27 protein-coding genes, 1 tRNA gene and 1 pseudogene are annotated in these 25,845 nt (G+C 73.8%); 14 read left to right on the top strand and 15 right to left on the bottom strand.

The window, feature by feature from the left end; translation table 11 throughout:
- Positions 1-78 precede the first annotated feature (78 nt).
- Positions 79-783 carry a NifU family protein gene (locus VEW93_12920; protein HYI62695.1) on the top strand — a complete coding sequence of 235 codons (705 nt, stop codon included), beginning with the start codon at positions 79-81 and terminating at the stop codon, positions 781-783.
- Positions 784-804: 21 nt separating this feature from the next.
- On the opposite strand, the gene VEW93_12925 is transcribed toward VEW93_12920, so the two are convergent.
- The gene (locus tag VEW93_12925) at positions 805-1,737 is read right to left on the bottom strand and encodes an EamA family transporter (GenBank protein ID HYI62696.1); all 933 of its coding nucleotides are present in this window, start codon (positions 1,735-1,737) and stop codon (positions 805-807) included.
- Between the two features lie 77 nt (positions 1,738-1,814).
- Complete coding sequence (gene dxs / locus VEW93_12930) at positions 1,815-3,665, bottom strand: 1-deoxy-D-xylulose-5-phosphate synthase (protein ID HYI62697.1); 1,851 nt, start codon at positions 3,663-3,665, stop codon at positions 1,815-1,817.
- Positions 3,666-3,766: 101 nt separating this feature from the next.
- Here dxs and VEW93_12935 point away from each other — a divergent pair, with 101 nt between their 5' ends.
- Positions 3,767-4,837, top strand: a complete 1,071-nt coding sequence (locus VEW93_12935; GenBank protein HYI62698.1) for a DUF2332 domain-containing protein — start codon at positions 3,767-3,769, stop codon at positions 4,835-4,837.
- Here the strand turns inward: VEW93_12935 and VEW93_12940 are convergent.
- Both VEW93_12940 and VEW93_12945 read right to left on the bottom strand, forming a co-directional pair.
- A complete protein-coding gene (locus VEW93_12940; protein HYI62699.1) occupies positions 4,834-5,724 on the bottom strand; it encodes a phosphatase PAP2 family protein in 891 nt (296 codons plus the stop codon). The genes VEW93_12935 and VEW93_12940 overlap by 4 nt on opposite strands.
- Positions 5,721-6,731, bottom strand: a complete 1,011-nt coding sequence (locus tag VEW93_12945; protein HYI62700.1) for a lysylphosphatidylglycerol synthase transmembrane domain-containing protein — start codon at positions 6,729-6,731, stop codon at positions 5,721-5,723. Before VEW93_12945 ends, VEW93_12940 begins: the two co-directional genes overlap by 4 nt.
- Positions 6,732-6,900: 169 nt before the next feature.
- On the opposite strand from VEW93_12945, the gene VEW93_12950 reads away from it, so the two are divergent.
- Positions 6,901-7,746: an alpha/beta hydrolase gene (locus tag VEW93_12950; protein ID HYI62701.1), complete on the top strand. Its 846-nt coding sequence runs from the start codon at positions 6,901-6,903 to the stop codon at positions 7,744-7,746.
- Between the two features lie 5 nt (positions 7,747-7,751).
- Here VEW93_12950 and VEW93_12955 read toward each other — a convergent pair whose 3' ends face one another.
- Both VEW93_12955 and VEW93_12960 read right to left on the bottom strand, forming a co-directional pair.
- Complete coding sequence (locus VEW93_12955; GenBank protein ID HYI62702.1) at positions 7,752-8,438, bottom strand: HAD family hydrolase; 687 nt, start codon at positions 8,436-8,438, stop codon at positions 7,752-7,754.
- Positions 8,439-8,485: 47 nt separating this feature from the next.
- Entirely contained in the window at positions 8,486-8,890 is a 405-nt protein-coding gene (locus tag VEW93_12960) for a hotdog domain-containing protein (protein HYI62703.1), read from the bottom strand.
- 137 nt (positions 8,891-9,027) lie between these two features.
- Here VEW93_12960 and VEW93_12965 point away from each other — a divergent pair, with 137 nt between their 5' ends.
- From VEW93_12965 to VEW93_12975, 3 genes are all read left to right on the top strand, one after another.
- The gene (locus VEW93_12965) at positions 9,028-10,425 is read left to right on the top strand and encodes a TldD/PmbA family protein (GenBank protein ID HYI62704.1); all 1,398 of its coding nucleotides are present in this window, start codon (positions 9,028-9,030) and stop codon (positions 10,423-10,425) included.
- On the top strand, positions 10,422-11,774 hold the full coding sequence (locus VEW93_12970; GenBank protein ID HYI62705.1) for a TldD/PmbA family protein: 1,353 nt from the start codon (positions 10,422-10,424) through the stop codon (positions 11,772-11,774). The genes VEW93_12965 and VEW93_12970 overlap by 4 nt, the downstream gene beginning before the upstream one ends.
- A 69-nt stretch (positions 11,775-11,843) precedes the next feature.
- Complete coding sequence (locus VEW93_12975) at positions 11,844-12,665, top strand: undecaprenyl-diphosphate phosphatase (GenBank protein ID HYI62706.1); 822 nt, start codon at positions 11,844-11,846, stop codon at positions 12,663-12,665.
- Positions 12,666-12,726: 61 nt separating this feature from the next.
- On the opposite strand, the gene VEW93_12980 is transcribed toward VEW93_12975, so the two are convergent.
- From VEW93_12980 to VEW93_13000, 5 genes are all read right to left on the bottom strand, one after another.
- On the bottom strand, positions 12,727-13,593 hold the full coding sequence (locus VEW93_12980) for a PHB depolymerase family esterase (GenBank protein ID HYI62707.1): 867 nt from the start codon (positions 13,591-13,593) through the stop codon (positions 12,727-12,729).
- 354 nt (positions 13,594-13,947) lie between these two features.
- Complete coding sequence (gene cpaB, locus VEW93_12985; GenBank protein HYI62708.1) at positions 13,948-14,613, bottom strand: Flp pilus assembly protein CpaB; 666 nt, start codon at positions 14,611-14,613, stop codon at positions 13,948-13,950.
- A gap of 220 nt (positions 14,614-14,833) precedes the next feature.
- A complete protein-coding gene (locus VEW93_12990; GenBank protein ID HYI62709.1) occupies positions 14,834-15,334 on the bottom strand; it encodes a hypothetical protein in 501 nt (166 codons plus the stop codon).
- A 266-nt stretch (positions 15,335-15,600) separates the two neighbouring features.
- Entirely contained in the window at positions 15,601-16,146 is a 546-nt protein-coding gene (locus VEW93_12995) for a hypothetical protein (GenBank protein ID HYI62710.1), read from the bottom strand.
- A 180-nt stretch (positions 16,147-16,326) separates the two neighbouring features.
- The gene (locus VEW93_13000; protein ID HYI62711.1) at positions 16,327-16,758 is read right to left on the bottom strand and encodes an FmdB family zinc ribbon protein; all 432 of its coding nucleotides are present in this window, start codon (positions 16,756-16,758) and stop codon (positions 16,327-16,329) included.
- A 163-nt stretch (positions 16,759-16,921) separates the two neighbouring features.
- Here VEW93_13000 and galU point away from each other — a divergent pair, with 163 nt between their 5' ends.
- From galU to VEW93_13035, 7 genes and pseudogenes are all read left to right on the top strand, one after another.
- A complete protein-coding gene (galU, locus tag VEW93_13005; GenBank protein HYI62712.1) occupies positions 16,922-17,809 on the top strand; it encodes a UTP--glucose-1-phosphate uridylyltransferase GalU in 888 nt (295 codons plus the stop codon).
- A gap of 62 nt (positions 17,810-17,871) precedes the next feature.
- Positions 17,872-19,137, top strand: a complete 1,266-nt coding sequence (glp, locus tag VEW93_13010) for a gephyrin-like molybdotransferase Glp (GenBank protein HYI62713.1) — start codon at positions 17,872-17,874, stop codon at positions 19,135-19,137.
- 9 nt (positions 19,138-19,146) lie between these two features.
- Complete coding sequence (gene moaA / locus VEW93_13015; protein HYI62714.1) at positions 19,147-20,130, top strand: GTP 3',8-cyclase MoaA; 984 nt, start codon at positions 19,147-19,149, stop codon at positions 20,128-20,130.
- A gap of 77 nt (positions 20,131-20,207) precedes the next feature.
- Positions 20,208-20,684, top strand: a pseudogene (gene moaC, locus VEW93_13020) (cyclic pyranopterin monophosphate synthase MoaC).
- A 407-nt stretch (positions 20,685-21,091) separates the two neighbouring features.
- Positions 21,092-21,523, top strand: coding sequence for a hypothetical protein (locus VEW93_13025; protein HYI62715.1), 432 nt, complete (start codon positions 21,092-21,094; stop codon positions 21,521-21,523).
- Positions 21,524-21,539: 16 nt separating this feature from the next.
- The gene (locus tag VEW93_13030) at positions 21,540-22,187 is read left to right on the top strand and encodes a hypothetical protein (protein ID HYI62716.1); all 648 of its coding nucleotides are present in this window, start codon (positions 21,540-21,542) and stop codon (positions 22,185-22,187) included.
- Between the two features lie 66 nt (positions 22,188-22,253).
- On the top strand, positions 22,254-23,252 hold the full coding sequence (locus VEW93_13035) for a methyltransferase domain-containing protein (GenBank protein ID HYI62717.1): 999 nt from the start codon (positions 22,254-22,256) through the stop codon (positions 23,250-23,252).
- 48 nt (positions 23,253-23,300) lie between these two features.
- On the opposite strand, the gene VEW93_13040 is transcribed toward VEW93_13035, so the two are convergent.
- On the bottom strand, positions 23,301-23,708 hold the full coding sequence (locus VEW93_13040) for a CAP domain-containing protein (protein ID HYI62718.1): 408 nt from the start codon (positions 23,706-23,708) through the stop codon (positions 23,301-23,303).
- 290 nt (positions 23,709-23,998) lie between these two features.
- Between VEW93_13040 and VEW93_13045 the strand changes: the two genes are divergently transcribed.
- Positions 23,999-24,072, top strand: a tRNA-Ala gene (locus VEW93_13045).
- 232 nt (positions 24,073-24,304) lie between these two features.
- Here VEW93_13045 and VEW93_13050 read toward each other — a convergent pair.
- The 3 genes from VEW93_13050 to VEW93_13060 form a co-directional block, all read right to left on the bottom strand.
- A complete protein-coding gene (locus VEW93_13050; GenBank protein ID HYI62719.1) occupies positions 24,305-24,802 on the bottom strand; it encodes a hypothetical protein in 498 nt (165 codons plus the stop codon).
- A 183-nt stretch (positions 24,803-24,985) separates the two neighbouring features.
- The gene (locus VEW93_13055; protein ID HYI62720.1) at positions 24,986-25,330 is read right to left on the bottom strand and encodes a DUF5615 family PIN-like protein; all 345 of its coding nucleotides are present in this window, start codon (positions 25,328-25,330) and stop codon (positions 24,986-24,988) included.
- Positions 25,327-25,548: a DUF433 domain-containing protein gene (locus tag VEW93_13060; GenBank protein ID HYI62721.1), complete on the bottom strand. Its 222-nt coding sequence runs from the start codon at positions 25,546-25,548 to the stop codon at positions 25,327-25,329. The genes VEW93_13055 and VEW93_13060 overlap by 4 nt, the downstream gene beginning before the upstream one ends.
- Positions 25,549-25,845 lie beyond the last annotated feature (297 nt).

A 25,845-nucleotide genomic window follows, 5' to 3' on the forward strand; every position in this document is an offset into this window, starting at 1 on the left:
CCCCGGCCTGGCGGCCGGTTGTTCCCCGGCCCGGCCGGCCGCGGCGTTCGGCGCCCCCGTCGGTAGCCTGACCGGACCATGGATGCCACCGACACCGCCGCCGCTCCCGCCCCGGACGCCGAGGTGCCGGCCGCCGCGCCCACGGCCGCCGACACGCCGGAGGCCGACCTGGTCCTGCGGCTCACCGACACCGCCCTGGCCACGGTGGCCAGCCTCCGCGACGCCGAGGACGACGCCGAGGCCCTGGCCCTGCGGGTCGAGGTCACCGGCGTGCGGGGCACCGAGTTCAGCTACGACCTGGCCTTCGAGGCGGCCGCCGGGGCCGCCCCCGACGACGCCGTCACCGTCCAGGCCGGCGTCACGGTGTGGATCCCGGCCGGCAGCGTCGACCGGTTGAAGGGGGCCACCCTCGACGTGCCGTCGCGGGAGGGCCAGGGCGGCCTCGTGCTGCGCAACCCCAACCGGCCCGACCCGCTGGGCATGGACGGCAGCATCGAGCTGGTCGGCACCGTCGAGGAGCGGGTGACCCAGCTCCTGGACCAGCACATCAACCCGGCCCTGGCCTCCCACGGCGGGTTCGCCAGCCTGGTCGAGGTGGAGGGCTCGGCCGCCCACATCACCATGGGCGGCGGCTGCCAGGGCTGCGCGGTGAGCGCCATGACCCTGCGGGACGGCATCCAGTCGGCCATCCTCGAACGGGTCCCGGAGATCACCGAGGTGATCGACACCACCGACCACGACGCCGGCGAGAACCCCTTCTTCACCGACAACCCCTACGAGTAGGGCAGCGGGCCGGCCCCGGGGTCAGCCCCCGGCGATCAGGGCGACGCCGCCCAGCACGGCCACCACGCCGACCGCCTGGGTCCGGGCCAGGTGCTCGCCGTGGACCCGCCAGGCCAGCAGGGCGGTGACCGCCGGGTAGAGCGAGGCCAGCACCGCGCTGATGGCCACCGATGCACCGCTGACCGCCACCGCGTAGGCGGTGTGGGCTCCCATGTCGGTCACGGCGATGGTGGCCAGGGTGCCCCGGTCGGCCCGAGTGGGTCGGGTGGCCCCCCGGAAGGCGGTGGCCAGCAGCAGGGCGCAGGCCGCGGCGTTGGTGGCCCGCGTGGCCAGCAGGGTCATGGCCACGCTGGCCTCACTGCCCTCGGCCACCACGGCCAGCACGCCCCCGAAGGAGGCGGCGGCCACGACGGCCAGGGCCAGGGGCCGCCAGGGCGAGGGCGCGGCGCGAGCGAGGGGCGCCGGCTCGACGAGCAGCTCGGCGGGTGCGGAGGGGGCCGGCCCCGGGCCGCCCCCCGGGTCGTCGTCGGTCGGCTCCACCGCGGCGCGGGCCCGCTCGGGCCCGGAGGCCAGGACCACACCGGCGATGGCCACCACGATGCCGGCCATCTGGGCCGGGCGGGGCGACTCGCCCTGGGCCAGGCCGACGGCCACGGGGACCACGGCCCCCAGGGCGGCCACCGGGGCCACGATCCCCATGGTGCCGGCGGCCAGGGCGGCGTAGAACGAGGCCAGACCCACGCAGCTGAACAGGCCGGCGGCCACGCCCCAGCCGATGGCCCCGGTGCGCCCGGTCTCCCCGGTCACCAAGACCACGGCCACCAGGGGCAGGACGGCGAGGCCCTGGCTGACCCGCATGACGGCCAGGGGGTGGGCCCGGCGACTGGCCGTGCCGCCCAGGAAGTCGCTGACACCCCAGAACAGGCTGGCCAGGCTGGCGACGAGGGCACCCATGGAGCCGCTCACCCTGGCACACCGGGAGGCCGGCGCCGGCGCGCCCGGCCCGCGGGCCGGTCAGCGGTCGGGGTCGCTCAGGGGTGCAGGGAGCGACGGACCTCGGCGGCCACGCCGGCGGCATCGAGGCCCAGGCCGGCCAGGATGGCGGGGGCCTTGCCCTGGGCCAGGAACTCGGTGGGGACGCCCATGACCCGCACCGCGGGCCGCTCGGCCGCCGGCCGGTCGAGGGCGGCCTCGGCCACCTGGTCGGCCAGGGCGGCGCCGATGCCGCCGTCGCGGTAGCCGTCCTCGACCGAGATCACCAGCGGGTGGGCGGCGGCGTCGGCCACCAGCGTCGGGTCCAGGGGGTGGATGACGCGGGGGTCCCACACCGTGCAGGAGATGCCCTCGGCCTCCAGGGCGGCGGCCGCCTCGGTGCAGGGGGCCAGCATGTTGCCCACGCCGACCAGGCAGGCGTCGGGGCCGGTGCGGACCTTGCGGGCCCGGAGCCCGGAGCCGACCTCGGCCTCGGGGACGTGGGGGGCCGGTGTCTTGGGCCACCGGAGGGAGACGGGGCCCGAGGTGATCTCCAGGGCGTCGTGGAGCATCTGCTGGAGCTCCTGGTACGACGAGGGGGCGAACATGGTCATGCCCGGCACCTTGGACAGGAGCACCATGTCCAGCACGCCGTGGTGGGACGGCCCGTCGTCGCCGGTGATGCCGGCCCGGTCCAGGCAGAACACCACGGGCTGGCCGTGCAGGCCCACGTCCAGGTTGGCCTGGTCGAAGGCCCGGGTCAGGAAGGTGGAGTAGAGGGCCACCACCGGGCGCAGCCCGCCCATGGCCATGCCCGCGGCCGAGGTGACGGCGTGCTGCTCGGCGATGCCGACGTCGATCATGCGCCCGGGGTAGGCCTCGTCGAAGGGGAGCAGGCCGGTGGAGTCGGGCATGGCCGCGGTGATGGCCACCAGCTCGGGCCGGTTCTCGGCCTCCTTGATCAGCGCCTCGGTGAAGGCCGCGGTGTACGACCCGGGCTTGGGGGCGCCGATGTCGTGCATGCGCTTGATGGGGTCGTTCTCGGCCGGGGCGTGGCCCTTGCCCTTGTCGGTGAGGACGTGGACGACGATGGGCTCGTCCAGCTCGGCGGCGTGGCGCAGGGCCGTCTCCAGCCCGGCGATGTCGTGGCCGTCGATGGGCCCGGTGTACTTCACGCCCAGCGACTCGAAGAACACGGGCGGCTCGAGCATCTCCCGCATGCCGGCCAGGGCCCCGGCCATGCCCCAGGCCAGGTGGTCGCCCAGGTAGGGGACCTTGCGCACCGTCTCCTCCACCCGGGCCCGCTGGCGCACGTAGCGGGGGTCGACCCGCAGGCGCGACACGGTCTCGGTGAGGCGGCTGACGGTGGGGGCGTAGGAGCGGCCGTTGTCGTTGAGGACGATGATGGCCTTCTTGCCCGAGTGGCCCAGGTTGTTGAGGGCCTCGTACGCCATGCCCCCGGTCATGGAGCCGTCGCCGATGACGGCCACCACCCGGCGGCCCTCGCCCACCTCGGACTCCTGGGCCACGGCCAGGCCGTGGGCGTAGCTGATGATGGTGGAGGCGTGGCTGTTCTCGACCCAGTCGTGCTCGGACTCGGCCCGGCACGGGTAGCCGGAGAGGCCCCCGGCCTGGCGCAGATCGTCGAAGCCCTTGCGCCGCCCGGTGACCAGCTTGTGCACGTAGGCCTGGTGGCCGGTGTCCCACAGGAGGATGTCGCGGGGGGAGTCGAACACCCGGTGGAGGGCCAGGGTGAGCTCGACGGCGCCCAGGTTGGACCCCAGGTGGCCGTGCCCGATGCGCTCGACGGTGTCGACGATGAAGTCCCGGATCTCGACCGAGAGCTCCTCCAGCTGCGCGTGGGAGAGCCGCCGCAGGTCGGCGGGGCAGTGGATCCGATCGAGGAGCATCGGCCCCCAACCTACCGCCGGCGCCCCGCCCCCGTCGTGGCAGAGCCCCCACGACGGGTGGCCCTCCCCGGGCGCCGGTCCCGGTGGGGCATGCTCGGCCCGTGCACGAGGGATCGGAGGGGTTGGAGGCCCGGGTGCGGGCCCAGCAGCAGGGCTGCGCCATCGGGGGCTCGGCCCTCTACACCGGCCTGCTCGACGTGGTGGCCGACGACGTGCGAGCCGGCGGGTCGTGCCGGGCCGCCCTGGCCGACCACGCCGCCGAGCCCGTCGCTCATGCCCTGATCCTCCGCTTCCTGGCGGCCGTGCACGAGGTGGCCCTCGACGGCTCGGCCCCGGACCTGGCCGCCTACTACCCCTCGTGCGGGGGGCGCCCCGGGCCAGGTGTGGGGGCCGCCTTCATGGCCACCGTCGCCGCCCACCTGGATCGGGTCCGGGCCCGGACCGCCGCTCCCCTCCAGACCAACGAGGTGGGACGCTCGGCCGCCCTGCTGGGGGGCTACCTGGCCGTGGCCCGGGCCGGCCTGCCCCTCCGGGTCCTGGAGGTGGGGGCCAGCGCCGGCCTGAACCTGCGCTTCGACCACTTCCGCTACGAGTCCGGCGATGGTTGCCTCGGGACGTTCGGCCCCGCCGGATCGTCGGTCCGCTTCGTGGCCCCGTGGGCGGGCCGGACCCCGGCGCTGGACGTCCCGGTCGAGGTGGTCGAGCGCCGGGGCTGCGACCTCCACCCCCTGGACCCGGCCGACCCGGCCGCCCGGCTGCGGCTGCGGGCCTGCCTGTGGCCGGACCAGGAGGAGCGCCGCCACCGCCTCGACGCCGCCCTGGCCGTGGCCGCCGCGGTGCCGGCCCCGGTGGACCGGGCCGATGCCGCGGCGTGGGTGGCGGACCGGCTGGCCGGGCCGGCCCCGGGGGTGGCCACCGTGGTGGTGCACTCGATCGTGGCCCAGTACCTCAGCCCGGAGGGCCGGCGGGGGCTGGAGGAGGTCCTGGCCGCGGCCGGGGCCCGGGCCACCCCGGAGGCCCCGGTGGCCTGGCTGCGCATGGAGCCGGCCGACGACCAGGAGGCCGAGGTCCGCCTCACCCGCTGGCCGGGACCCGACGGCGACCCGCCCCCCACCCAGGTGCTGGCCCGCAGCGCCTTCCACGGGCCCCCGGTCCGCTGGCTGGCCGGTTAGGCGGTCGACGCGGCCTCGCGGGCCAGGAAGCGGCGCTCGTTCCAGTCGGTGATCACCTTGGCCAGGCCCAGGCCCACGCCGAAGGCCACCAGGCCCCCGGCCGCGTCCAGCCAGTAGTGGTTGCCGGTGATCAGGATGCAGAACACGGTGGCCACCGGGTACAGCACGGCCAGGGCTCGCAGCCAGCGGCGCCGGGTCAGGCCCCACAGCACGCAGGCGCTCCAGGTCGACCAGCCGGTGTGCATGCTGGGCATGGCCGCGTACTGGTTCGAGACCTCGGCCATGGCCCCCGAGCCGAACGACCACAGCCCGCCGTGGACGGCCAGGGTGTCGGTCACCTCGTAGCCGTGGCAGCCCTTCACCTGCTGCTCGTAGCAGGCGCCGAACTTGGAGGTGTCGTCCAGCAGGCGGGGCGGCATCAGCGAGTAGGTGGCGAAGCCGACCAGGGCCAGGGCGGTCATGAGGGCCAGCGTGTTGCGCCACAGCGAGTAGCGGTCGGGCTGGCGCCGGTACACCCAGACCAGGGCGACGGCGGTGACGATGAAGTGGGCCGTGCCGTAGTAGATGTTCCAGAACCGGATGAGGCCCATGGCCGGCAGGTCGAGGTACCAGCGCTGGAGGGCGGGCTCGAACCACAGCCCGATGGCCTCCTGCACCCGGATGACGGCCTTGGCGTGGTCGAAGGCGATGGCGGCCGAGCCCTCGCCGTTGGACCCGAACAGGTTGCGGATCTGCGAGTAGCCGACGTAGTAGAAGAGCAGGACGTACAGGGCCTCGCGCCACCACCGCAGGCGGCGGCCGCCGGCGGTGGCGGCCTCGGGGCGGGGGGGCGGCTCGTCGCCCCCGGGCACCGGCTCGGCCAGGGCGCCCGTGGTCGGCTCGCTCATGCCGCCGGCACCGAGGTCGGCGGGTCGAGCGGGTCGGGCTCGGGGGGCAGGCGGCGGCGCCCGCCCACCGCGAAGGCGGGGGCGCCCAGCAGGCTCACGATCAGGTTCAGCAGGTAGAGCAGGATGCCGAGGGCCACGGCCTGGGCGGTGGCCACCCCGAGGGGGGTGAGGAACAGGGCGAAGAGCCCCTCGCGCACCCCCAGGCCCGAGATGCTGATGGGCATGACCTGGGCGATGGCCACGGCCGGGAAGAAGGCCAGCAGGGCGGTGGGCCCGGCGTCGGGGATGCCCAGGGCCCGGGCCGCCATCACCGCCGCGGCCACCAGCACCAGCTGGTAGGCGAAGCCGACGGCGACCACGCTGGCGGCGTGGCGGGGGTTGGCCCGCAACCGGTTGAGCCCCAGGCTGACAGCGGCCAGGAACCGCTTCCAGCCCTTGGTGGCGTCGACTTCGCCCCAGCGCTTGGCCGCCACGGCCAGGAGCAGCAGCACCAGGCCGACGAGGGTGCCGCAGGCCAGGCTGAAGGCCACCTGGGTGGCCCGGCCCAGGTCCCGCAGGGGTGGGTTGACCAGCAGGCCCACGAAGGTGATGAGGGGGAGCACCAGCCAGCCGGTCAGGCGCTCCAGCACCACCGAGGCGAAGCTGTCGGGCATGTGCCCGTTGTCGCGGGCCAGGCGCGACACCCGCAGCACGTCGCCGCCGATGGTGGTGGGCAGCACGTTGGCCACGAACTGGCCGGCCAGGTAGTGCGACAGCAGGCGGCGGAGCCGGGCCGGCTGGCCGATGGCCACCAGCACCGTCTGCCAGCGCAGGGCGGAGAGCACGATGCTCACCAGCGTGAGGACCATGGCGCCGGCCAGCCACAGGGCGGTGGAGGTCGTCCACTCCGGGAGGACCCGGGCCCCCCGGGTCTCGATCTTGGTCAGGAGGAAGCCGAGCATGGCCGCGCTGACGACGATCCGCGCCGCCAGGGTCAGGCGCCGTCGGGTGGTGGGAGCGAGCGGCACGTCCTGACCCCCTTTCGCGGACGGGCGGGGTCGCGGGGGCCGGGACGCCGGCCGCCGTCGCCCGGCAGGGTGCGCCCCAACGGTAGCCGGGCCCACCTCCGGGACCCCGGCCCCGGGGTCCCCGTTTGTAGAGTGCCGTCCACGGTCGGGCACGCCGAGAGGGGCGCCGGTGAAGATCCGAGACATCACGACCTCCCGCTTGCGCCACAGCGCCCTGGAGGCGGGGTCCGGCGGGGTGCCGCTGCTGCTCCTGCACGGCTTCGGCGGGGCCAAGGAGGACTTCGCCGACGTGGTCGACGGCTTCGCCGACCGGGGCTGGCACGTCGTGGTGCCCGACCACCGGGGCCACGGGGCCAGCGACCAGCCCACGGAGGAGGTCGCGTACTCGTTGGGCGAGATGGCGGCCGACGCCTTCGCCCTGGCCGACGCGCTGGGCTGGGAGCGCTTCGCCCTCCTGGGCCACTCCATGGGGGGGATGGTGGCCCAGCTCATGGCCCTCGACGTCCCGGGCCGGCTGGCCTCGCTGGTCCTCATGGACACCGGGCACGGCCCGGTCGAGGGGCTCGACCCCGGCATCGTGGAGCTGGCCGTGGCCGTGGTCCGGGCCGAGGGGGTGGACCGGCTGGCCGAGCTGTCAGCCGAGCTGGACACCCGGCGCCGGCCCCCGGCCGAGGAGCGGGTCCGGGCCGAGCGGCCGGGCTACGTCGAGTTCAACGACCGCAAGCTGAAGGCGTGCTCGGCGGCCATGTACGCCGCGGTGGCCCTCCAGCTCCCGGCCGTGCCCGACCGCCTCGAGGCCCTGGCCGGCCTGGACCTGCGGACCCTGGTGGTGGTGGGGGAGCAGGACCGGGGCTTCCTGGGCGCCTCGGAGCGGCTGGCGGCCACCATCCCCGGGGCCACCTACGAGGTCATCGTGGACGCCGCCCACAGCCCCCAGTTCGAGAACCCGGACCGCTGGTGGCGCGTCGTCTCCCGCTTCCTGGAGGCCGGCCTGCCGTCGTCGGCCACCGCCTAGCTGACCTAGCGGTCGGGGGCGGTGGCCAGCCAGGCCGGGAGCTCGGCCAGGGAGGCCAGGACGGGGAACTCGGCCCCGTGGCCGGCGGCTCGCTCGTGGGCCCAGGTGATCTCGTAGGGCACCTGCACGGCGTGGCCGCCCAGGGCCAGCACGGGCAGGACGTCGGAGCGCACCGTGTTGCCGACCATGCAGAAGTGCTCGGGGGCGACGCCCAGCCGGTCGAGCACGGCGGCGTAGGTGGCCTCGTCCTTCTCGGAGACGATCTCGACGCGCTCGAAGCGCTCGGCGAGGCCCGAGCGGGCGATCTTCTGCTCCTGGTGGATCAGGTCGCCCTTGGTGACCAGCACCAGCCGGTAGCGGCCGGCCAGCTCGTCGACGGCCTGGGCCACGCCGTCGAGCAGCTCGACCGGGTGGGCCAGCATGCGCTTGCCCAGGGCCAGCAGTTCGGCGACGGCCAACCCGCTGACCCGGTTGCCGCTGACCTCCAGGGCCGTCTCCACCATGGACAGGGTGAAGCCCTTGATGCCGTAGCCGAAGAGCTCCAGGTTGCGGCGCTCGGTGGCGTCGTGGCGGGCCCGCACGTCCTCGCCCTCCGGGGTCCAGGGGGCCAGGATCTGGACGAACGTCTCCGCCGCCTCGGCGAAGTACGTCTCGTTGTGCCACAACGTGTCGTCGGCGTCGAGGCCGACCACCTCGATCCCGGGTGGTGCGGGGGCGGGGGTCGGCGGGGGCGGCGGGTTCAGCCCGAGGCCTTCCCGAGGAAGCGCTCGCGCTCGACCACCACGCGGGTGACCCGGCCGGCCGCCACCAGGCCGCAGCGGTCGTTCACGGCCACGGTGAAGGTGAGGCGACGCCCTTCGATCTTCTCCAGGGTGGCATCGGCGGTGACCGCGCCCCCGATGCCGGTGGGGGCCAGGTGGTCGATCTGGACCCGCTGGCCCACCGACGTCTGGTCGGCCGAGAGCACCGCCCCCAGGGCGGCCAGCGAGGCCTGCTCGCACAGGGCCACCACCCGGGGCGTGGCCAGCACGGGCACGTCGCCCGAGCCCAGCGCCGCCGCGGTGTCCGCCTCGGCCACGTCGAGGTGCACCCGCCCGGTCAGGCCGGGCCGGATGGAGGCGGTGAGCCCACGGGGAAGAGACACGGAGGCGTACGCTACGCCCCCCCGCCGGCCAGCCTCCAACCCCCCCCACCGGTGTCGGGGCCGGGACCGCCCGGGGCGTCGGTACGCTGGCCCGACTCGACGCCGGGGAGCCCCCGGCGCCCGCCGACCCGGGAGAGATGGCCGTGATCGAAGAGGACGTCCTGTCCCGCGTGCTGGGCGCCGCCCTCCAGGGGGGTGGCGAGTTCGCCGAGGTGTTCGCCGAGGACAAGCGCTCGACCTCCGCCGTCCTCGACGACGGGCGCATCGAGGAGCTGGCCTCGGGCCGGGACCGGGGTGCGGGGGTGCGGGTCATCAGCGGCGAGACCACCGGCTACGCCCACACCTCCGACCTGTCCGAGGCCGGCCTGCGGGCCGCGGCCGAGGCGGCCGGCGCTGCCGCCCGCCGGGGCGGGGGCGGCAGCAACGTCGTGGCCCTCGACCGGCAGGCCGTCCGCCACCCCAGCACGGTGGCCATCCAGCCCGAGGACGTGGCCAAGGCCACCAAGGTCGAGCTGCTGCGCCGGGCCGACGAGGCGGCCCGGGGCGCGGACGGCGCCGTCCGCCAGGTGAGCGCCCGCTACGGCGACAGCCGGCGGCGCATCCTGGTGGCCAACAGCGAGGGCCTGCTGACCGGCGACGACCAGGTCCGGACCCTGTTCTCGGTGGGCGTGGTGGCCGCCGGCGACACCGGCATGCAGACCGGCCGCCAGAGCGTGGGCCACACCGTGGGCTTCGAGCTGTTCGACCGCTACGAGGTGGAGGACATGGCCCGCAAGGCCGCGTCCCGGGCCGTCACCAAGCTGGGGGCGCGGCCGGCCCCCAGCGGCGAGATGCCGGTGGTCATCGGGGCCGGTGGGGGTGGCGTCCTGTTCCACGAGGCCTGCGGCCACGGCCTGGAGGCCGACCTGGTGGCCAAGGGGGCCTCGGTGTATCGCGACCGGGTGGGCCAGCAGGTGGCCTCCCCGCTGGTGACCCTGATCGACGACGGCACCGTGGCCGATGAGTGGGGCTGCTTCGGCATCGACGACGAGGGCAGCCCGGCCCAGCGCAACGTGCTCATCCAGGACGGCGTCCTCACCGACTACATGTGGGACGTCACCCGGGGGCGCAAGGAGGGCCGGCCCCGCTCCGGCAACGGGCGGCGCCAGAGCTACCAGCACCTGCCCATGGTGCGGATGACCAACACGTTCCTGGCCAACGGCACCGAGGACCCGGCCGACATCATCGCCGGCACCGACCACGGCGTGTACGTGGCCCAGCTGGGCGGCGGCTCGGTCAACACCGCCACCGGCGACTTCGTCTTCGGCATGTGGGAGGCGTACCTGATCGAGGACGGCGTGGTCACCGAGCCGCTGCGGGAGGGCAACCTCATCGGCAACGGCCCCCAGGTGCTCACCGACATCGAGGCCCTGGGCGACGACTTCGCCATGGGCTCGCCGGGCACGTGCGGCAAGGACGGCCAGGGCGTCCCGGTGGGCGACGGTGTGCCGACCCTGCGGGTGCGCAGCCTGACCATCGGCGGCACCGCGGCATGACCGGCTCCCGGGACCTGACCGACATCGCCGACCGGGTCGTCGGCTGGGCCGCCGACGGCGAGGCGGTCGAGGCGGTGGTGGGCCGCAGCCGCCACACCGAGGTGCGGGCGTACGAGGGCGACGTCGAGTCGCTGTCCTCGGCGGAGTCCATGGGCGTCGGCATCCGGGTCGTCCTGGGCGACCGGCAGGGCTTCGCCTATGCCGCCACCTTCGACGACGACGTGCTGGCCGAGACCTTGGCCGAGGCCCGCGACAACGCCAGCTTCGCCTCCCCGGACCCGCACGTGGGCCTGGCCGAGCCCGACGGGGTGGCGGTGCCCACCCTCGACCTGTTCCGGCCCTCGTTGCTGCAGGTGCCCACCGAGGACAAGGTGGCCATGGCCCTGGAGCTGGAGGCCCTGGTGCGGGCGGGCGACCCCCGCATCTCCGGTGTGGAGTCGGCCGAGTTCGTCGACGCCATGGGCGAGGCCTGCGTGGCCTCCACCACCGGCATTCGCTCCGAGTCGGCCTCCACCGCCTGTTACGTGGCCGTGTCGTGCCTGGCCGAGGAGGACGGGCTGACCCAGACCGGGTTCGGCTTCTCGGTGGGGCGGGAGCTGGGCGACCTGGTCCCGGCCGACGCCTCCGACGACGCGGTGATGCGCTCCACCCGCCTGCTGGGGGCGACCAAGCCGGCCAGCACCCGGGCCACGGTGGTCCTCGACCCCTACGTCACCGCCCAGGTCATCGCCATCCTGGGCTCGACCCTGTCGGGCGAGGCGGTGCTCAAGGGGCGCTCGCCGTTCGCCGAGCGCCTGGGCGACGAGGTGGGCTCGCCGCTGGTCACCCTGGTCGACGACGCCACCAACCCGTTGGCCTACACCGCCTCGGCCACCGACGGCGAGGGCCTGGCCAGCCGGCGCACCTCGCTGCTGGCCGACGGGGTGCTCCAGGCCTTCGTGCACAACGCCTACACCGGGCGGTGGGCCGGGACGGCCTCCACCGGCAACGCCGTGCGGGGCGGGTTCAAGTCCACGCCCGGCGTGGGGTGCCGGGCCCTGGCCCTGGCCCCGGGCCAGCTGGACCAGCCGGCGCTGCTGCGCCAGGTCGGCGACGGGGTGCTGGTCTCGTCGGTGATCGGCATGCACTCGGGGGTGAACCCGGTGAGCGGCGACTTCTCCACCGGCGCCGAGGGCCTGCGCATCGCCGGCGGTGAGCTGGGCGCCCCGCTGCGGGAGTTCACCATCGCCTCCACCCTCCAGAAGATGCTGCGCGACGTGGAGGCCGTGGGCTCCGACGTGGACTGGCTGCCCATGAGCGCGGCCGGGGTCAGCCTGGTCATCCGCGACGTCACCATCTCCGGCACCTAGCCCGACCCCGCCGGGCGGCGGCGGCCGGGATGACGGGACCGGTGTTGCCGTTCAGGCAGCATGAACGACGTGTCGTTCGTCGAAGCCGTCGTCCTGGGGATCGTCCAGGGGCTGACCGAGTTCCTGCCCGTGTCCTCGAGCGGTCACCTGCGCATCGTGCCGGCCCTGCTGGGGTGGGACGACCCGGGGGCCGCCTTCACCGCGGTGACCCAGCTGGGCACGGTGCTGGCCGTGGTCATCTACTTCCGGCACGACCTCTGGCGCATCGGCACCACCTGGCTGCGCTCGCTGCGGGATGCCGAGCTGCGGCGCACCCTCGACGCCCGGCTGGGCTGGTACCTGATCCTGGCCACGGTGCCCATCTCCGTGTTCGGCCTGGCCTTCAAGGACCAGATCGAGACGGGGGCCCGGAACCTGTGGCTGGTGGCCACCACGTTGATCGTCCTGGGTGGGGTGCTGTTCGTGGCCGAACGGGTCGGGCGCCGGACCCGGGGGATCGAGGACGTCGACACCCGCACCGCCGTGGTCGTCGGCCTGGCCCAGGCCCTGGCCCTGGTGCCCGGGGTGTCCCGGTCGGGGGCCACCATCAGCGCCGGCTTGTTCCTTGACCTGGATCGGGAGTCGGCCGCCCGCTTCTCGTTCCTGCTGTCCATCCCCGCCGTGGTCCTGTCCGGGGTGGCCACCGCTCCGGACGTCACCTCGGGGGACGGCCCCGGCGTGGCGGCCACGGTGGTGGCCACGGCCCTGGCCTTCGTGGTCGGCTACGCCGCCATCGCCTGGCTGCTGCGCTACCTGACCCGCCACCCCACGACGGTCTTCGTCGTCTACCGGGTGGCCTTGGGGCTCGTCCTGCTGGGCCTGCTCAGCGGGGGCGTGATCGAGGCCACCTGAGGTCGTGTCGGCGCGGTGGGAGCGCGCCGACGTCCTCTCCCGCCACCAGAGGGCAGGTGGGTCAGGCCGGCAGCTGGTAGCGCTGGAAGAACTCCCACATGGCCTCGCTGGCCGCGATGTCGTCGGTGGTGGGCCCGACGATCCTCTCGATCTGCTTCGAGAACTCGCTGCCGGGCCAGGAGTGCCCGCCGCCCACCACGATGACGAGCTCGACGGGGGCGCCGGCCGGGCAGCGCCAGGTGCGGTCGAGGATCTCCTCGGTCAGCTCCTCGTCGGAGGCCTCCGGGTCGCAGCCGTTGAACGCCGCCCACTGCCGGGCCGTCTCGGGGTAGCCCTCGCCGTCCAGGTCGGCCTCGGGCACCTCGACGCTCTCGGGGGCCTCCCCCCCGGTGACGATGCTCAGGTCGCCGATGCCGCCGTTGAAGTACAGGATCGGATCGGCGGTGCCGTGGAAGGCCAGGATGGGCACCGGGCGTCGGGGCTGGCACCCGTCCCAGGTGCTGAGGCCGGCCACGGGGGCGAAGGCGGCGAAGCGGTCGGCCCGGGTGCAGGCCAGCATCGAGGTCATCATGGCCCCGTTGGACAGGCCGGTGGCGTAGACCCGGGACGTGTCGATGCACCGGGCGGCCAGCACGTCGTCGAGCAGGGCGTCGACGTAGGGCAGCTCCGGCGAGTCGACGCCTTCGGCGAGCACCTCCCAGGCCACGGGCTGGCCGGTGCCGTTGGGGAAGGCGGTGGCGAAGCCCTGCTCCAGGCCCAGCTCGCCCATCTCGCTCATGAGGGAGTGGATCTCGGCCCCTTCGGACAGGCCGTGGAAGTCCACCACCAGGGGCACCGGTTCGGTCCCGGCCGGGGCGGTCAGCAGGTACCAGCGGGCCGCGCCCTCGTCGTCGTCGATCCCGTCCAGCTCATGGCGCTCCTTCGCCACCTGGTCGCCGGGGGTATCGGTCCGGCACCCGTCCGAGGGGACGCCCGGCCCGTCGGAGGGTCCGAGCTGCCGGGCCTCGGCGCCGGGCACCAAGTCGCCGGAGGTGCCAGTCCCGCCGGCCCCGTCCCCCGGCCGGGCCGTGGTCGCGGTGGGGTCGTCCCCGCGGGCCGAGGACGGGTCGTCGTCACCCCCGCACCCGGCGGCCAGCGCGGCGGCGACGAGGGCGAGGGCCAGGGCACGGCGGGTGCGAGGGATGGCGGGACCTCCAGCTCGAGCCTGCGGGGGACAGGGTCTGGCCTCGCACCGTATCCCGGTGCTGCGCCCCATGGTCCGGCTCCCCGGTGGGGCCAAGACTCAGCCGCCGGGTGGTCGGAGGGCCAGGACGAGGGGCCCGGCGGTGAGGGCGGCGGCCACGTCGGGCGCCACCGATGCGGCGACGGCCACCACCACCGCTTCCTCGGCCACGTCGACCACGGTGGCCCCGGCGGCCACGACGTCGGGCCCCGTGGCCCCGACCGGCAGGTCACCGGCCGGCCCGCCGCCAGGACCGCCCCCGGACAGCACGTCGACCCGGTCCCCGGGCCGGAGGTCCAGGCCGGGGACGGTGATGGGCACGGGCACGGCCCGCTGGCCAGCGGCGAGCAGGGCGGTGCCGCCCCCGGCCCCGGGCGGGCCCAGGCGCCGGTCGGCCACGGCCTCGCCGGCCACCAGGTCGGCCCGGGCGGTGCGCCCGGTCGGGGCGGTGGCCAGCGCCCCGGGCGGGACGAGCACCGAGGGCCACCGCCGCACCACCACGTCGGCCGCCGTGACCACCTCGCCAGCGGCGACGTCCCGGGCCACGACGGCCACCGGCCGGCTGGTCCCGTAGGCCCCCTCGGCGGCGTCGGCCCGCCGCAGGGCGGAGGCGACGAGCAGGCCCGTGGCCCCGGCCAGCAGCAGTGCCGCCGCGTACCAGGGGATGGCCCGCCGGGGCAGGCGGGGGCGGACGGGCCGCAGGCTGCGGCGGGGACGGAACGACATCACGGGCGCGACCTCACGGTGGGGGGACCAGCAGGGGAAGCGACGTTGAGCTGGGCTGGGAAGGCCGAGTAGCGGGTGGGCCACCGGACCGGAGGTGCGCCCCGATGGGCGATCCGACAGGAGGCGTGGACGGGTGGGTTCGGCCGGAGGGGGCTGGATGGGTCGTCCGGCGAGAGGGGGCTCGATAGGTAGTCCGGCGGGAGAGGCAGTCCGACGGTGGCTAGCTCACGACCACCTGGCGCTCCTCGACGGTGACGGGCAGGGACCCGGTGAGGACGAACGGGTCCTGGACGCCGGTCTCGCCGGTGGACGAGCGCCAGGTGACCTCGTAGGTGACGGCGGCCCGGAGGGTGCGGGCGCCGGTGGTCGTGTAGACGTGCCCGCACGCCGTGGTGGCGCCCCGGGTGCCGGGGTGGGGTCGGCCCGGCCCGTCGCAGGTGACGGCGGCCCCGCCGTCGCCCGGCCGCCACACCGCGCGCACCGGGGTGGCGGTGACCTCGGCCCAGACACCGGGGATCTCGGCCCGGACGGAGACGGCCCGCCACTCGCCCTCGTCCATCCAGAACCAGGTGCGCTTGCCGGCCAGCTGGGGCACCCCGTCGGGCGAGGTGTGGAGCCGGGGCACGCTCACCGTCACCTGCTCCCGGGCCTGGAGGGCCAGGACGGCGGCGATGGCCGGTGCCGCCGCGGGCGCCGGCACGGCCGCGCCCGTGTCCGCCATCCACGCCAGGACGCAGTCCGCGGGGTCGAAGCTGATCCCGGCGCACGGGTCCACCCACGGCACCGCCGCCGCGCCGGTGCCCCCCGGCCCCGACGACGACGGCCGCGGCCGCGCCGGCACCCGTCCCGGCCGCTCCGATCCGTCCCCCGGCCTCTCCACCCCCACCCCGATCGACTGCGAACCTTCGTCATGCGCGGCATCGGCTGATGCCGCAGAGCCAGCCGCGAGAACGGCCGTCAAGGCGACAAGGCTGAGAACAAGTCGAGTCACGCCGGACATATCTCGCTGTCTTCGGTTCTTGACTCCGTCGTCCTTTGGGAGAGCCTCCAGCCCGAGTCCGTCTGGACAGCCCTCGTGATGAAACGTCGAGCGGCAATCTCGTCATTGATCACTTCGCCGGTGTCGCCGTCCTTCAGCACATCAGCGTCAACGACACACTCAACGATCTCGGCTCGGTCACCGGTGACAGAGACATCCTCCACGGTGGTCCTCGAACGACCTTGAGGATCGCGCTCCGTCACGTGGCCATTGGCGGCATCGTCCTGGACGTGTCGGCGGAACTCGGTGAGGTAGTCGCCGGTGACGTAGCGCTCGGCGATGGCGGGATCCTCGCCGTCGACGAAGATCCGGCGCACTGCTTCGAACCACTCCTCGGCGAGCTGGCGCAGGGCCTGCTCGTCCTCCTGCTGCTGGGAGAGGGTGGTGGAGGGCTTGGTGGTGGTGGGCGCGGGGTCGGTGGTCTGCGGGGACGGATCGTCGTCCGAGCAGCCGCCGAGGAGGAGCACGAGGGCAAAGGTGAGGCCCACGATCACGGGGGACCGGAGCTTCCTCCACGATGGGGTGGGCATCACATCACCTGAGACGGGCCGAGGACCTGGCGGGGGGTGCCAGCCCTTCTACCCCAGTGCCCACGGCCACCACACCCCGCCGGGGCGGATCATGGCCGATGCCACCGATGAGGAGCGCGCCCCGGGGCGTGCCGGGCGGATCGGTCAGGTGGACGAGGCGGCGGGGCTGGAGGTGCTCGGGCCGGAGCCGGAGCCGGAGCCCGAACCGGAGCCGGAGCCGGAGCCCGAACCGGAGCCCTTGCCCTTGTCCGACGACCCCGAGCCCTTGTCCGACGAGCCGGAGGAATCGGAGCCCGACGAGGACGAGGACGAGTCGCCCGAGGTGGAGCTGTCCTTCTTGGCATCGCCGGAGGCGCCGTTGCCCGTCCCGCCGGCGGCTTCCTTGGCCTTGCCGGCGGAGCCCCGGCTGTCGGTCTTGTAGAAGCCGCTGCCCTTGAACGAGATGCCGACGTTGCCGAACACCTTCCGCACCGCGCCCTGGCACGACGGGCACTCGGTGAGCGCGTCGTCGGTGAAGGACTGGTAGGCGTCGAAGGTGTGGCCGCAATCCTTGCAGCGGTACTCGTAGGTGGGCATCGGGTCTCCTCGGTGCGGCGGCTCCCACCGGTGGGCGTGCGGGGCCGGTCGTCGTTGGCACTCGGTGGTCGAGAGTGCCAATGGTACCTGCGCGCCCCATCGGTCCCGCCAGCCCGGCGGGGGGAGTCGGGGCGGTGGGGCCGGGCGCGGTAGACACTCAGCCGTGCAGACCCCTCGGCGCGTCACCACCGCGGTCATCCCCGCAGCAGGCCTCGGCACCCGGTTCCTGCCGGCCACCAAGGCCCAGCCCAAGGAGATGCTGCCGGTGGTGGACAAGCCGGCCATCCAGTACGTGGTCGAGGAGGCGGTGCGGGCCGGCATCGACGACATCCTCATCATCACCGGGCGGGGCAAGCGCAGCCTCGAGGATCACTTCGACCGCAACTTCGAGCTCGAGTACCTGCTGGGCAAGAAGGGCAAGCACGACCAGCGCGACGAGCTGGTCGACATCGCCGAGCTGGCCGACATCCACTACGTCCGCCAGGGCGAGCCCCTGGGCCTGGGCCACGCCATCTCGGTGGCCCGCAAGCACGTGGGCGACAACCCGTTCGCGGTGCTGCTGGGCGACGAGTGGATGCGGGCCGACGTGGGGCTGCTGGAGGGGATGATCGCCACCTATGACCGCTACCAGCAGTCGGTGATCGCACTGAAGGAGGTCTCGGACGAGGAGATCTCCCGCTACGGGTGCGCCCGGCCCGAGCCGGTGTCCGACGGGCTGGTCCGCATCCTGGACGTGATCGAGAAGCCCGATCCGGCGACGGCGCCGTCGAACCTGGCGGTGATGGGGCGCTACATCCTGACGCCGGAGATCTTCGAAGCGCTGGGCCGCATCACCCCGGGCTCGGGTGGCGAGTTGCAGCTGACCGACGCCATCGCCCTGCTGCTGGAGCGCCAGGCCGTCTACGGCTACACCTTCACCGAGGGCCGCTACGACACCGGGCAGGTGCTCGACTACCTGAAGGTCATCGTCGAGCTGGCCAGCGAGCGCGACGACCTGGGGCCCGAGTTCCGGTCGTTCCTGTCCGACTTCGTGCACCAGCGCGACATGTAGGAAGCCATGCCGGCGCCGGCCTCGGGCGGCGCCGAGCCCCGGCCGGGCTACCGTCACGGCCCGTGCGACCGCTGTCGGAGGTGCGGGGCCTGGTCCTGGAGCGGTGCCGGCCCCGGTCGGCCCGGGAGGTCGAGCTGCGCCTGGCCCAGGGTTGCGTGCTGGCCGAGGACGTGGTGGCCGACGCCGACCTGCCCGGCTTCGCCAGCTCGGGGATGGACGGCTTCGCGGTGCGGGCCGCCGACGTGGCCAGCGCCACCGAGGACCTGCCGGTGGTGCTGGAGGTCATCGACACGGTGTCGGCCGGCCGGGCCTCGGAGCGGGTGGTGGGCGGGCGCCAGGCCATCCGGATCATGACCGGGGCGCCGGTGCCGAAGGGCGCCGATGCCATCGTGCCGGTCGAGGTGACCCGCCACTCCAGCGGGGCCCGGGGCGACGGGGAGACGGTCGCCGTCCTGGCTCCCTCGTCGGCGGGCCTGCACGTCCGCTCGGCCGGTGACGACGTGGTGGCGGGCACGACCGTGATGCGGGCCGGGACGGTCCTGACCCCGCCGCTGGTGGGGGTGCTGGCCTCCGTCGGGCGGGCCACCGCCTGCGTCCACCCCCGGCCCCGGGTGGGCGTCATCTCCACCGGCGACGAGCTGGTCGAGCCCGTGCGCGGCCTGGAGGTGGGCCAGATCCGCGACTCCAACCGACCGATGCTCCTGGCCGCGGTGGCCGCCGCCGGGGCCACGTCGGTCGACCTGGGCTGGGTGCGCGACGACGTCGACGCCGTGGCCGCCGCCCTGCGCTCGGCCGCCACCCGCTGCGACCTGATCCTCACCTCGGGCGGGGTGAGCATGGGCGAGGCCGACGTGGTGAAGCTGGTGCTGGGGCGCATGGCCGACCCGCTGTGGGTGCAGGTGGCCATCAAGCCGGCCAAGCCCTTCGCCCTGGCCACGGTGGAGGGGGTGCCGCTGTTGGGCCTGCCCGGCAACCCGGTGTCGTCGCTGGTGTCGTTCGAGCTGCTGGCCCGCCCGGCCCTCCGGCGCCTGGGCGGCCATGCCACCCTGGACCGGGTTCGGCTCGAGGTCCGGGCCGGGACCGCCCTGGGGCGCCGGGCCGACGGCAAGGACCACTACGTGCGGGTCACCTTCGACCGGGCCGCCGACGGGGCGCTGGTGGTGGTGCCGGTGGCCGCTCAGGGCAGCCACCAGCTGGTGGCCACCGCCGCGGCCCAGGGCCTGGCGGTGGTGCCGGACGGGGCCGGGGTGGCCGAGGGGGGTGCGGTCGAGGTGATCGTCCTCGACCCGGTGGCCGCCCTGGGCGCAAGGGGGCCGGGCGCCCCCTAGGCTCGGGAGGTGTCCCGCCCGCTCGTCGACGGCCACGGGCGCGTCCATCGCGACCTGCGGATCTCGGTCACCGACCGCTGCAACCTGCGCTGCACGTACTGCATGCCCGAGGAGGGGATGCAGTGGCAGCCCCGGGACGAGCTGCTGACCTTCGAGGAGATCGAGCGCCTGGCCCGGGTCCTGGTCGAGCGGTGCGGGGTCGACGGCATCCGCCTCACCGGTGGGGAGCCGACGCTGCGGGCCCACCTGCCGGTCCTGGTCGAGCGGCTGGCCGCCCTGGGCACGGACCTGAGCATGACCACCAACGCCACCACCCTCGACCGGACGGCCGCCGACCTGCGGGCCGCCGGGCTGCGGCGGGTCAACATCTCGCTGGACACGCTGCAGCGGGACCGGTTCGTGGAGCTCACCCGGCGCGACGACCTGCACCGGGTGCACGCCGGCATCGACGCCGCCCTGGCCGCCGGCCTGGCCCCGGTGAAGCTCAACGTGGTGGCCATGCGGGGCGTCAACGACGACGAGATCGTCGACCTGGCCGCCTTCGGCCGGGACAAGGGCCTGTCGGTCCGGTTCATCGAGTTCATGCCCCTCGACGCCTCGGGCGAGTGGGACCGCGGCGCGGTGGTGCCGGCGGCGGAGATCGTGGCCGCCATCGACACGGTGTTCCCGGTCGAGGCCGTGCCCCGGGGGTCGGCTCCGGCGTCGCTGTGGCGCTACCGGGACGGGGCCGGCGACGTGGGTGTCATCCCCAGCGTCACCGAGCCGTTCTGCGGGGACTGCGACCGCATCCGCCTCACCGCCGACGGGGGTCTGCGGACCTGCCTGTTCGCCACCGAGGAGACCGACCTGCGGGCCCTGCTGCGGGGCGGGGCCGCCGACGATGACATCGCCGCCGTGGTGGCCGCCGCGGTGGGCGAGAAGGGCCCCGGGCACCTGATCGGCCAGCCCACCTTCATCCGGCCCCGCCGCTCGATGTCGCAGATCGGCGGCTAGGCGAGGGCGCCGTTCCGGGCCACCGTCGGGGGTCGGTCGGTGCGGCGGGGGGTGGGGTGCGGGCGTAGCATCGGTCCATGCCGGACCGTGGCCTGACCCACCTGGATCCCCTCGGACGGGCGCGCATGGTCGACGTGACGCCCAAGGACCCGACGCACCGCCGGGCGGTGGCCCGGGGCCGGGTCTACATGCACCCGGAGACCACGTCGCTGGTGGCCCGGGGGGGCGTGGGCAAGGGCGACGTGCTGGCCGTGGCCCGGGTGGCCGGCATCCAGGCGGCCAAGCGGGCCTCGGACCTGATCCCGCTGTGCCACCCCCTGCTGGTGGGGGCGGTGCTGGTGAACTTCCGCATCGAGGACGAGTTCATCGAGGTCGAGGCCCACGTCGACACCGTGGATCGCACCGGTGTGGAGATGGAGGCCCTGACCGCGGTGTCGGTGGCGGCCCTCACCATCTACGACATGTGCAAGTCGGCCGATCGCTCGATGACCATCGGCGACGTGGCCCTGTGGGAGAAGACGGGCGGCCGGTCGGGGACGTTCCGCCGCGACGCCGTCACCCCCTTCGACCGGAGCATCGACACGGTGCTGCGGGACAACGCCCTGGACGGGGCCGAGCCCGCGGTGGGCGAGGGCGCGGCGGGGATGATCGGCCCCTCCGGCCTGGGCGACCCGGCCGAGATCTGATCCGCCGCCGGCCGGCCGGTTGCTGTCCGAGCCGTGGTCCCGCCACGGTGACCAGGGTGTCAGTGGCTGCGGGGTGGCCCCGCCGTCACGTTCGTAGTAGAACTGTCACATTGCGGGCCCCGGTCGACGAGGACCGGACCCGCACCCCGACCACCGACCGGCGGTATGGCATCCCCCAGTGACGGGCGCCACCTCGCTACGGTCCTGAGCCAGGAGTCGAGCTGGAGAGCATGGGCGTGCCGGTCCTGATCCTTTTGGCCATCGCATGGGCGATCGTGCTGGTTCCGCCCTTCGTGCGGAACCGCACCGAGAGCCGCCCCGGGTCGTCGGTGGTGAGCTTCAAGCAGGGCCTCGACGTCCTGGGCCGGGCCACCCCCGGCGCTGCGCTGTCCTCGTTCCGCGGCGCCCGCGACCGGCCGGTCGGCTCCGGCTCGCCCCGGGGCCGGGCCGCGGCCCGCAAGCGTCGGCGCGACGTGCTCTTCGCCCTCGGCGGTGCGGCCGCCTTCACCCTGCTGCTGGCCGTGGCCTTCGGTGGGTCGATGGTGGCCCTGCACCTCCTGGTCGACGCGGGCCTGGGCGGCTACGTGTACCTGCTGGTGCAGATGCGCAAGTCCGCGGCCGAGCGGTCCCACAAGGTGCGGTACCTGGCGGTGCCGCCGCAGAGCCAGCCCACGCTGGTGACGCTGCGCCGCTCCGCCTCCGGTTGAACGCCCGCCCCCGGCCGTGACCGCACCCCCGGGTGAGCCCGGCGCGACCCGGGCCCGGCTGGAGGGGATCACCGACACCATCCGGGTCGGCCTGGGTGCCGCCAACGCGGCCCGCGAGGCGGCCCTGCCCTCGTGCCGGGCCACCATTCGCAGCGCGTCGCGGGCCATCCGGGCCGTGCACCGGGGCGAGCTCGACGCCGTGGCCCGCCACCTGGCCGAGGCCGAGACGTCGGTGCGGGCCGCCCAGCGGACCCTGGCGCCGTTCCCGTCCCTGGCCCACGCCGGGTTCCTCCACGACGCCGAGAAGGAGTACGCCGAGGCCCGCCTGACCGAGGCGCTGGTGGCCGGCGTGCCCGCCCCCGGGCCCGACGAGCTGGGCGTCGAGGCCACGGCGTGGATGCGGGGCCTGGCCGAGGCGGCCAGCGAGCTGCGCCGCAACCTGCTCGACCGGTTGCGCGAGGGGGAGACGGACCGGGCCGAGGCCCTGCTGGGGGCCATGGACGACGTGTACGACGTGCTGTCGGTGGTCGACTACCCCGACGCCCTGACCAGTGGCCTGCGCCGCACCCTGGACCAGCTCCGGGCCGTGCTGGAGCGCAGCCGGGGCGACGTGACCACCACCGTGCTCCAGGCCCGCCTCCAGCGGGCCATCGAGAGCCGCTGACCGTCCTGATACCGCCGCTGGCCCGTCGCTGGCGAGCCCGGCGGGCCGCCCCGTTACGGTGACGAGATGCTGAGCGAGGACAGCAAGCGGGACCGGGGCCGGGTCAACGAGGCGGTGCGGGGCGTGGCCCGGCGGAGCGAGCGGCTCCGCGATCTCTACACCCGGTCCAAGGCGGCCCGCGTCGCCTTCCGGTCCCCGGGCGACCACGGCCTGTCCTTCGACGACCTGGTGCCCTCGGCCGCCTTCCGCATGGCCTACAACGTGATCCTCCAGCGGGAGCCCGACCCTCATGGCACCGAGACGCTGCTGCCGGCGGTGGAGGCCGGCGCCCTGAGCTACCCGGAGCTGGTGGAGACGCTGTGGGGCTCGGAGGAGTTCATGACCCACCGCCGGTTCTGGCGCCTGGGCCCGTCGCTGCACTCCAGTCGGTGCGAGTTCATCCGGACCCTGCCCCAGGGCCGGCGGATCCTCGACCTGGGGGGCACGCACCAGCACCGCGACGAGGGGGCGCTGGTGGCCATGGGCTACCCGTACGACTTCGACGAGCTGATCATCGTGGACCTGCCGGTGGACGACCGCCACGAGATCTACCAGGCCCGGGGGTCGCTCACCGAGGTGCCGACCGAGCGGGGCCCGGTGCGGTACCAGTACCACTCCATGGCCGACCTGAGCCGGTACGAGTCGGGGTCGTTCGACCTCGTGTACTCGGGCCAGACCTTCGAGCACGTCACCGAGGCCGACGGCGACGCGGTGCTGGAGCAGGCGCTGCGGGTGCTGCGGCCCGGCGGGCACATGGCCATCGACACGCCGAACGGCCGGGTGACCCGCCTCCAGCAGGAGGAGTTCATCGACCCCGACCACGAGGTCGAGTACGACGAGCCGACCCTCACGACCAAGATCCAGCGGGCCGGGTTCGAGGTCGTCACCGTCCAGGGGCTGAACCACCTGGGCGCCGGCGCCGCGGACGACACGTTCTCCATGGCCGAGGTGGCGCACCGCTCCGGCATCTACGCGGCGGCGGCCGACTGCTACCTGCTGGCCTACATCTGCCGGAAGCCCGCCTGACGGTCCGGCCGCGGTTGTGGTCGGGTCTGTTGGCGCCGGCCCGGTCGGCTAGCGGCAGCCCTGCATGAACACCTGGACGGTGAACACCCGCCCGCCCCGGGTGGCGTGGCCGACGCCCACGTAGTCCCAGCGGCTGTCGAGGATGTTGGCCCGGTGGCCGGCGGATGCCATGTAGGCGTCCTCGATGGAGCTGACGCTGCGGCCGTAGCCCACGTTCTCGCCCAGGGACCGCCAGCAGCTCGGGGCGCCGGACTGGACCCGGGAGTGCGAGAGCCGGTTGTCCCGGGCCAGCTTCTCGGCCCAGGCCTGGGCCTTGGCGTCGAGCTCGGGGTGGGTGGGGAGCGTGCGCAGGCGGTTGCTGGACCGGTCGGCGTTCATCTCGTTGAGGACCGTGGTCTGGCCGGTGGACAGGCACGCGCTGGTGAGGAGGGCCAGCACCGTGGCGACGAGCGCCAAGGCGATCCTGGGCCGAGTGATCTTCCGCATGTGTCCCGATCGGGGCACAACCGCCGAACTTGAGCACACAGCGTGGCGGAACCTACTTAAGTGGCGAAATGGTCCGAACGGCCCAGGCCCGCAGCCTCCCCGCGACCTGGACGAAGCGACATCAGCCGACATGAAAGGGCAACCGCGGTCCGTGGCGCCGCCGTTGACACATGACGCTGGCGGACGCGCGTAGAGCGACCGGCGGGACCGGTCCTTGTTTCCGGGGCGCCCCGAGCCCGGAGGTATGCTGCCCCTCCCTCGGGGGTGTAGCTCAGTTGGCTAGAGCGCTTCGGTCGCATCGAAGAGGCCGTGGGTTCGAATCCCATCACCTCCACTCCTAGTTCTGACAGGCAACGACCTAGGTAGCGGTCCGCCCGGCCTGCGCCGGCGAGGACCTGCCAGTCCCACCAAGTTGCCTTCCGTCTCGTCCGTTGAGTCACGCGAAGGCACGGAAAGCCGACCCCGCAGGTCCTGGCCTATGGGCATGGCTCGACGGGGCGTTACCAGGGACAGATCAGTCAGCGACTCTTCCACGGCAGTCCCGTCCGTCGGAGTGATCCGGGGGGTTAGGACTGAGAGGCAGCCTTGGCCTCGACTGCCACTGCGTCGACCGCAACACAGATCACTTGGACCAGCGCCACACATGCACGCGCTGGACCGCGATTGATCAGCGGCAGCTCACCACGATGGACGATGGCGTGGCGCTTCTCGGTCCACTCATCGAGCCGAATCTGCGCTCTTTCTTCTCCAGCAGCTTCGACGGCTGCCCAGACTGAGTTAGACGACTGGCCCATTCGTTGGACCGTGCTCGCCACGGCCTTGGCGCCGTGATTGCTCACCTGGTCGTAGAAGTGAGTGACGATGGCGTCACGGAGCACCCCACTGCGGTCGACGTCTGGTCCAGCGATAGCCAGCTCTATTGCGAGGGTCGGGACCGTCCTTTGGACGGCCTCAACGATCTTCCTGCCATCGCCGGTGGCGTGACCAAGCTCGAACTGGGCGATCATCACCTCCGCAGCGACCTCGGACAGGTATGCGTCCAGTGCTCCGATCGCGAAGGTCACCGCTCCTCGGGGAAGTTCGCGTCGCTTGTTGTCGGGGGCACCTGGGCCCGTCTGCATGCTCTCGTGAATATCTAGGAAGTAGCCAGCTCGCTGAAGATTGCGGGTCGCAATCTTCAGGGCACGAGTCGGCACACCCGCATACTTGCAGGCTGAGGAAGAGCCGTAACAAGTTGGCGTCACCGCTCAACCATCAATGTTCGGAAGGACCAAAAGGGCTTCGTCAGCCGACTGGGCGAAGTGGATGACGGGCTCGGTGCTTGATCGGAGGAGGTTAAAGATCTCAGCGGTTGAGGTGTTGCCGACGCGGAGCCAGATGGCCTTGGGTGGGGGGCCATGGAGGAAGGCGAGCTGGCGAAAGTCTGAGTCCTTGGAGACGATCACGAAGTCGTGCTGGCCGGCGTAGGTCCAGATCTCTTCGTCGGATGCGGTGTCGAGGCCGAGGTGGACGACGTGGGCGCTGCACGGCAAGGTCGGTGCGAGCTGGTCGACCAGGCGCCGAGAGAGGTTCTGGTCGAGGAGGAGCTTCACGCAGGGGTGGCGAGGCGGCGCTCGCGGGCGGCCGCGAACTCCAGGGCGGCACGGATGTGGGCCTCGGTCAGCTCGGGGAAGTCGGCCACGATCTCCTCGTGGATCATCCCGCTCGCCAGGTAGTCCAGGACGTCGTAGACCGCGATCCGGGTCCCGACGAAGCACGGCTTGCCACTTCGCACCCCGGGGCGCACGTCGATCAGCTCCGACAGGTCCATTGCCGCAGCCTACCGGCCCCCCTCAGCCTACCGGCCCCCCTCCTCCCAGGCCCGGGGTTCATCGCCCTAGGGGTCCTCCCGTTGGGGGGGCGGCGGTCACCGCCGGTCTCGGCGGGGCGATGACGCGTCGTGCGGTGACTCCAGAGTGAAAATCCGTGAAGGCACGGGTGGTTCGGGTGGCACAGCGTAGATTCACAGCAAAGACCCTGCTCAGAGGCGTGGGCGCTTGTCAGGGGTTCGGTCGCATCGAAGAGGCCGTGGGTCGAATCCATCACCTCCGCCACAAATGCCGGCGAA

The sequence above is a fragment of the Acidimicrobiales bacterium genome, from assembly GCA_035630295.1.
GTDB lineage: Bacteria > Actinomycetota > Acidimicrobiia > Acidimicrobiales > Iamiaceae > Iamia.